At 29.9% G+C, this 6,725-nt stretch carries 5 protein-coding genes and 1 pseudogene; 2 read left to right on the plus strand and 4 right to left on the minus strand.

What is annotated here, in order from left to right:
* Positions 1-1,112 (plus strand): Na/Pi symporter (locus tag B2671_RS03465; protein WP_346869170.1); only part of this gene is annotated, 1,112 nt, incomplete at its 5' end.
* 111 nt (positions 1,113-1,223) lie between these two features.
* Here the strand turns inward: B2671_RS03465 and B2671_RS03470 are convergent.
* Together B2671_RS03470 and B2671_RS03475 are read right to left on the minus strand one after the other, a co-directional pair.
* Positions 1,224-2,075 carry a YjjW family glycine radical enzyme activase gene (locus tag B2671_RS03470; protein WP_346869171.1) on the minus strand — a complete coding sequence of 284 codons (852 nt, stop codon included), beginning with the start codon at positions 2,073-2,075 and terminating at the stop codon, positions 1,224-1,226.
* Positions 2,076-2,222: 147 nt separating this feature from the next.
* A pseudogene (locus tag B2671_RS03475) lies at positions 2,223-3,703 on the minus strand (YjjI family glycine radical enzyme).
* A 358-nt stretch (positions 3,704-4,061) separates the two neighbouring features.
* Here B2671_RS03475 and B2671_RS03480 point away from each other — a divergent pair.
* The gene (locus B2671_RS03480; RefSeq protein WP_346869172.1) at positions 4,062-4,556 is read left to right on the plus strand and encodes a metallophosphoesterase family protein; all 495 of its coding nucleotides are present in this window, start codon (positions 4,062-4,064) and stop codon (positions 4,554-4,556) included.
* Positions 4,557-4,662: 106 nt separating this feature from the next.
* On the opposite strand, the gene B2671_RS03485 is transcribed toward B2671_RS03480, so the two are convergent.
* Together B2671_RS03485 and B2671_RS03490 are read right to left on the minus strand one after the other, a co-directional pair.
* Positions 4,663-5,643, minus strand: a complete 981-nt coding sequence (locus B2671_RS03485; RefSeq protein WP_346869173.1) for a biotin--[acetyl-CoA-carboxylase] ligase — start codon at positions 5,641-5,643, stop codon at positions 4,663-4,665.
* Positions 5,644-5,668: 25 nt separating this feature from the next.
* Positions 5,669-6,337: an HDIG domain-containing metalloprotein gene (locus B2671_RS03490; RefSeq protein ID WP_346869174.1), complete on the minus strand. Its 669-nt coding sequence runs from the start codon at positions 6,335-6,337 to the stop codon at positions 5,669-5,671.
* Positions 6,338-6,725 lie beyond the last annotated feature (388 nt).

Here is a 6,725-nt window from a genome sequence, read left to right on the forward strand (position 1 = left end):
TAAAGGGACATGTATTCTTAAGTCTTTTATTAGGAATAGGGATGACTGCTATAATTCAAAGCTCCTCTGCAGTTACTGGAATTTTAGTTGCCTTAGCTTCTGTTGGAAGTCTTCCAATTGATGTAGCTATACCAGTGCTATATGGAACTAATATCGGTACTTGTGTTACTGCTCTAATATCCTGTTTAGGAACTAGTAAGACTGCTAAGAAAGCGGCATTAATTCACTTATTCTTTAATGTAATAGGTAGTATAATATTCATAATTCCACCAGTTTCTAAATTACTATTAACTACAGTAACAACTCTTACCCCTGGTGTAACTGGAGTAGTTGTGGCAAAACAAATTGCTAATGCCCACACTATATTTAACGTAATTAACACTATATTAATATTACCATTTACAAAATACTTAGTAACTTTAGTTAATTTCATACTTCCAGGAGAAGATGAAAAAGAAGTTGATGGAGTTAAGTATATAGATGACAGACTCTTAGAAACTCCAACTATAGCCTTTGGTCAAGTTACTAATGAGATTATTAGGATGGGTACTTTAGCTAAGGAAAATATAGAAACAGCCTTAAAGGGCTTTACTGATAATAATGAAGATTCAATTAACAAAGTATATAAGAATGAAGCTTTAATAAATCTATTAGAAACAGATATAACTAGATATCTAGTTAAACTATCCAATTCTGATATTGGAGATGAGCAAAGAACTACTATAGCTTCATATTTCCATGTAGTTAATGATATAGAACGTATCGGAGATCATGCTGAAAATATTGCTGACCTGGCTAAAGATAAGCTTTCTAAGAATGTTAAGTTTTCCAAAGATGCCATTGAAGAACTTAAAGTAATGGTGAATATTTGCATAGAAGCTTTGGAGCATAGCATAGAATGTTTCTCTGATTATAGTGATAAAAAGGCTTTAGATGTAAGGACTTTAGAAGAAAAAATAGATACTTTAGAAAAAGATTTAAAGATATCACATATCAAAAGATTAAATAATGGTTCATGTGATGCAATTGTAGGTACTATATTCTTAGATCTTATTAGTAACCTTGAAAGAGTGGGTGACCATGCTGTTAATATCGCTGAAATACTTTCTTAAATACAAATATGACCCTAAAGTAAATTATTAAATACTTTAAAAGCTACAATTCAAAATTGTTGAATTGTAGCTTTCCCCTTTTATATAGATTAGTTTTTTAATTTCCATTCTTTAAACTATTATGGTATTTATGCATCCATTGGCTCTAGCTATAGATTCTAGTTCCTTCATATAATCATTAGTAGGTACTGTAGTCTCAAGTAATTCCTTTCTTACTCCCATAGGTCTATATTTAATTAGCTTATATTGAATATTAGGATTAATTTCAGCTAATAGCTTACTTCCCATGTCAACAGTATGATTATTCTTAAGAACTTCTGGTACTACTACTGTTCTAATTTCGTATATCTTATCAAGTTTTCCAAGCTCTCTTATGTTTTTTATTACTGTTTCATTAGTGTGACCTGTAAGCATCTTATTTTCTTCTGGATAAAAAGCTTTTAAATCTATCATAGTTTTATCTGTTACTTCTAATAGTTCTTTATCCTTATATATAGGAGTAGACCCATTAGTGTCTATAAAAGTTGTTAAACCAAGACTCTTTACTTTTGTAAATAGCTCCTTTAGGAAATCCCTTTGAAGAGTACATTCTCCTCCTGAAACCGTTATTCCTGAAATAAATAGCTTTACCTTTTCAATTTTTATCATTAGTTCCGAGGCAGTTATTTTTGTTATCTTAGGACTACTATTCTTCCTACAAGTAGCAACACAAGCATCACAGTTAACGCATTTATCAATATCATACTGAACCTTACCATCTACCATTGATAGAGCTCCATATTCACAGGCATGCACACATTCACCACAATTAATACATCTATTTATAGTTTCTGGATTATGACAATAAAGACAATTATAATTACATCCTTGAAGAAATATGGCCATTCTATTGCCTTCTCCATCTACATTACTAAAAGGTATTATTTTATTAACATAACCTATAGCTTCTTGCTTATTATTCATACTTCTTCCCCCAGTGCTCATATATTTTCATTTCCTGATAACATAGAGCCGCCCCAATACTATAAGCTTTTGCTACAATTGTATCGAAGCGGCCTTTATTATAAAAATCCTTTTTATCCTATGACTAACAACTCTAATGCAAGAATTCTATTTATCAGAACTTCTTAATTTTCTTTCAAGGATCTTGGAGTTTTTAACTGCTCCATATCCAAGGGCTACTGTATCTTGAAGTACTTGCTCTCCCCTATCTAAAGCTTCTATATCAGAACGCTTAACAAGATATCCTGTAATTCTTATAACGTCACAATCATCACAGTATAGGGAGAAATATCTCATATTTAGTGCAAAGGCACCTTTGATTATATCTAAAATTGACTTTGGATTCTTCTTAGCCATTTCATCAAATTTAAATATATCGCCAATTCCAGATGGGAAGTATTTGTGGAATACTGCACTTTGAATCAAGTGTTCTGGTAATGATGGCTCTTCTCCTATTGGAATTCTACATCCTGGACTTGTTTCAGTATCAGAATCAATTCCAACTTGAGAATGAAGTAGATAATGATTATCTGTAACTTCACAATATTTATTTTCATGGGCATTAACCATGTTATACATTTTATTTATAATAGTTTCACCTAGCTTGTTAGCTCTTTCACCATATCCAAATCTATCCTTTTCATCTGTTGCTCCTAGAAGTGTATTTACACATTCCGCAAGGCCAACTAATCCAAACATAGCAGTAAATCTATCTCTTGATAATAAACCTTCTCTTACAAGAAAACTTGACTCAAAGAAATTACTTTCTTCTACTATGAATTTAACTCTCTTATCCATATAATCAAGCATTGCTTCTACAGCATCTGGTAATACAGTGTTTAAAAAGTGTTCTTCATTATACGCCATCTTAGCTAGTTTTGAAAGTAACATTCTCACTAATGTATAACTTCCACCGCCAAGGTTAAGTCCATTATAGCAACTTACTATTCCATACTTTTCTCCTAGTTCTGAGCTAAACATTTCATGGTTAGCAAAGCTTGGCTTAGCGCAAGTAAGAGCTGTTTTTATCGCTTCAACTGCAAATTCTTCACTAGTTTCCTTTGAGTATTTTAAGGTTATATTAGGAGTAGCATTTTGAAGTTCTCTCTCTACTTCTAGAATTATTCTTCCTGCTTTAGTATCCTTAGGTCCAATATTAGCATGACAGAATGAATCAGTTATGGTTCTGTCTATATGCTTTAAGAAAAATTTAATTGCTTTATATGCTTCCTTTTCATCTTCTATATATGGATCTAAAAGAATATCAATATTACCTACATATACTGGGAAAGATGTAACTGATGGTACATGCTTATATAGAATAAGTAAATTATTTACTGCATCCCATATATCCTCTGGAGGAGTTAGGCTTAAAAACTTACTTCCATTTTTCATAAACTTTTCATAGTCAGGTACAATGTATCTAGGTCTATAGGGTGCNNTATAACACCTGCATTTTCATACATTTTTGTTTTGTCAGATTTATTTAATACATCTAAACTATTTTCTGACTCCCTAGCTAAATTTAAAACTTTCATTTCATAAGTTAAAGTCTTGTCCTTAATAATATTCATTATACTATCTTTCATTTTATCACTCCTATGACATTTTGAAATTAAGTAAATATTATTATGTTATTCCTGCTTAACTATATACATAAACTAAATATAATTAAGCCATACTTTATTACAATAATGCAATGTTTATAATAAATTTATCTTAATTATAGTATACCCGAATTTAAGAGTTTTTTCTACTATTTAATGAATAATAATTATTGATTACATTAACTTTTTAAGTAACATTTTAATTTTATCAGTATTTTTACTTTGTGTTACTTTTTCAAGTAAAGTTTCAATTAACTATTTAAATATAAACTACACAAATAAAATTTTATGCTTATACTAATAATGTATATATATTTTTTAAGTGGAGGTGAAACTTAAAATGAAAATCGGAATTATTTCTGATACTCACATGAATAAACATTATTCAAAGCTAAAACATATACTAGATGATAAGTTAAAAGATGTAGATTTAATAATTCACGCAGGAGATTATACCTCCCCTGAAGTAATATCTATGATTAAGGAAAAATCAAAATTTATAGGTGTCTATGGAAATAATGATAAATCCAATTTAAGAAGTTTAGTTCCTGAAAAACACATATTAACTTTAGAAGGCTATAAAATTGGTATCTGTCATGGGGATGGTACTAAAAAGCAAACTATAGATAATGTAGTTGATACTTTTAAGAAGGATAAGCTTGATATAATAATATATGGTCATAGCCATAAACCTTGTATTTTTACTAAAGGAAAAACTATGTATTTAAATCCTGGCTCTTCTACTAGCAAAAGAAAAGAGCCTTGGTTTTCTTATATAATTTTAGAACTTAATAAAAATTGTCCAATATCAGCTTCAGTAAACTTTTTTAAATAGCTAAAAAATCCATTATTCCATAGAGTAAAAGGATTGAGCCATTAAACATAGACTTCAATCCTTTTAATTTATATTAAAATAAATAATTTACATTATATTTTTTACTTTAAATATATCCATAGATTCCCCTTACAGATACTTCTCCTGATATTACTCTATTAATAGTACCATCTTTATGTTTTACTATTAATTCCCCTTCATCATCGATATCTATTACAGTACATATGACTTCATTATTTCCATTAATTACTCTTACCTCTTTATTTATAAGTAATGAGCCTTCTCTACAAATTTCTATAACTCTACTTATATCTCCTGTATTTTTGAAGTCTTCGTAAAACACTTCCAAATTATTCAATATATTAGCTACAAGTTTTTTTCTATCAACTTCATTTCCTATTTCATTTTTTAGGGAGGTGGCTTTTTCCTTTAGCTCATCTGGAAATAATTCCATATTAACATTTATACCAATTCCCATGATTACATAATTTACTCTTTCTATTTCTGCATTCATCTCAGTTAATATGCCACATATCTTTTTGCCATTAATGACTATATCGTTAGGCCACTTTATTCCTACAGAAATGCCCATATCCTTTATAGCGGCATAAACTGCCGCTGCACCAATTAAAGTAGCTCTAGGTGCTATCATAGGAGATATATTTGGTTTTAATACTATGGACATCCATATTCCCGTTCCTTTAGGTGAAATCCAGCTTCTACCCAATCTCCCCTTCCCACTAGTTTGTTCCTCTGCAGCAACTACCATTCCTTCTATAGGATTATTACTACACTCTTTTCTGCACTGAATATTAGTAGAGTCTACTTCATGAAAATGAATGAAGTTTCTCCCTATATACTTAGTTGTAAGAAGAGGTAAAATCTCTTCACCATCTATAATATCCGGAGTACTTACCAGTTTATATCCTCTATTGGAAATTGATTCTATAACGTATCCTACTTCCTTTAAACTTTTTATATGCTTCCATATTCCAGCCCTAGTAATTCCTAATTCTTCACTAAGTCTTTCCCCTGAAATATATTCATCCTTACTTTTTCTAAGTATATTCAATATCTTCTTCTTCATTAAATACTTACCTTCCTAAGCTTTCTTATTTCTCAGGCAAATTATATGTCTCTGCCATTCTTTTTCTCTTATCAATATAATTTTGGCATCTTTCTAAGAAAATTTCAATATTTCTCTCTTCTTTTCTTACTTCATCTTCCGTCTTTGGCCCTCGCCCTAATCTATCACATATTCCAAGAAGTCCTATATCCTCAATGTATCCACTTTTAACGACTCTATTAAGATCTGCAAACTCATTATTTTTTACTACGAAAAGAATCTGCATATGAAGTCTAACTAGATTTATTACATAATCATAAAATCCTTTATCTTCATGAAGTTTTAAATGGGTTAAAAATTCTTCTGCCATTCTTGCTCCAACTTTATCATGGTCATAGGCAGTGAGGTAGCCTCTTCTTAACTTTGTAGTAGTTAACTTACCTATATCATGTAAAAATGCTGCCCACATAAATCCCTTTGGTTCTTTGCTTCTATCTCTTCTTTTAGCAGCTTCGTCTATAACCATCATAGTGTGAATCCAAACATTACCTTCTGGGTGATGTTTAGGATTTTGCTCCACATCTTNNTTTAACTTTAAAATCATGCTATAGGGATATATATCTGGATAACCATTATTTTCTACTAAGTTATTAAAATATATGGATGGCTTCTCATCTTCTAAAAGATGCTTTGTAAATTCTTCAAAATAATTCATTTAATTTTTCTCCCTTCTTATCATACCTATATAATTAATATTTATAATTAATATTATTTACATATATAATATTTCCTATTAATATAATAGGTCATGAAATTTTTTCTTATGCTATTATACACAATATACTTTTATTAACATTATATTATAATCAATTATTTAAGTTCAGTTAAATATTTACTATGATAAAATACCCTACAGTATAGACGGATATCTTGTCTATCTATAGGGTATTGATTATTGAAGAATAAATATCTTTATTTTCTATTCCATTTCTTTATCATAATTTTAGTTACCTGCAGGTTTATCTGTTGGCTTTTCAGCAGGTTTTTCTGCTGGCTTTTCTACTGGTTTTTCTGTCGGCTTATCTGCTGGTTTTTCTGCTGGT

The organism is Clostridium sp. UBA5119, from assembly GCF_002414285.1.
Classification (GTDB): domain Bacteria; phylum Bacillota; class Clostridia; order Clostridiales; family Clostridiaceae; genus Clostridium_J; species Clostridium_J sulfidigenes.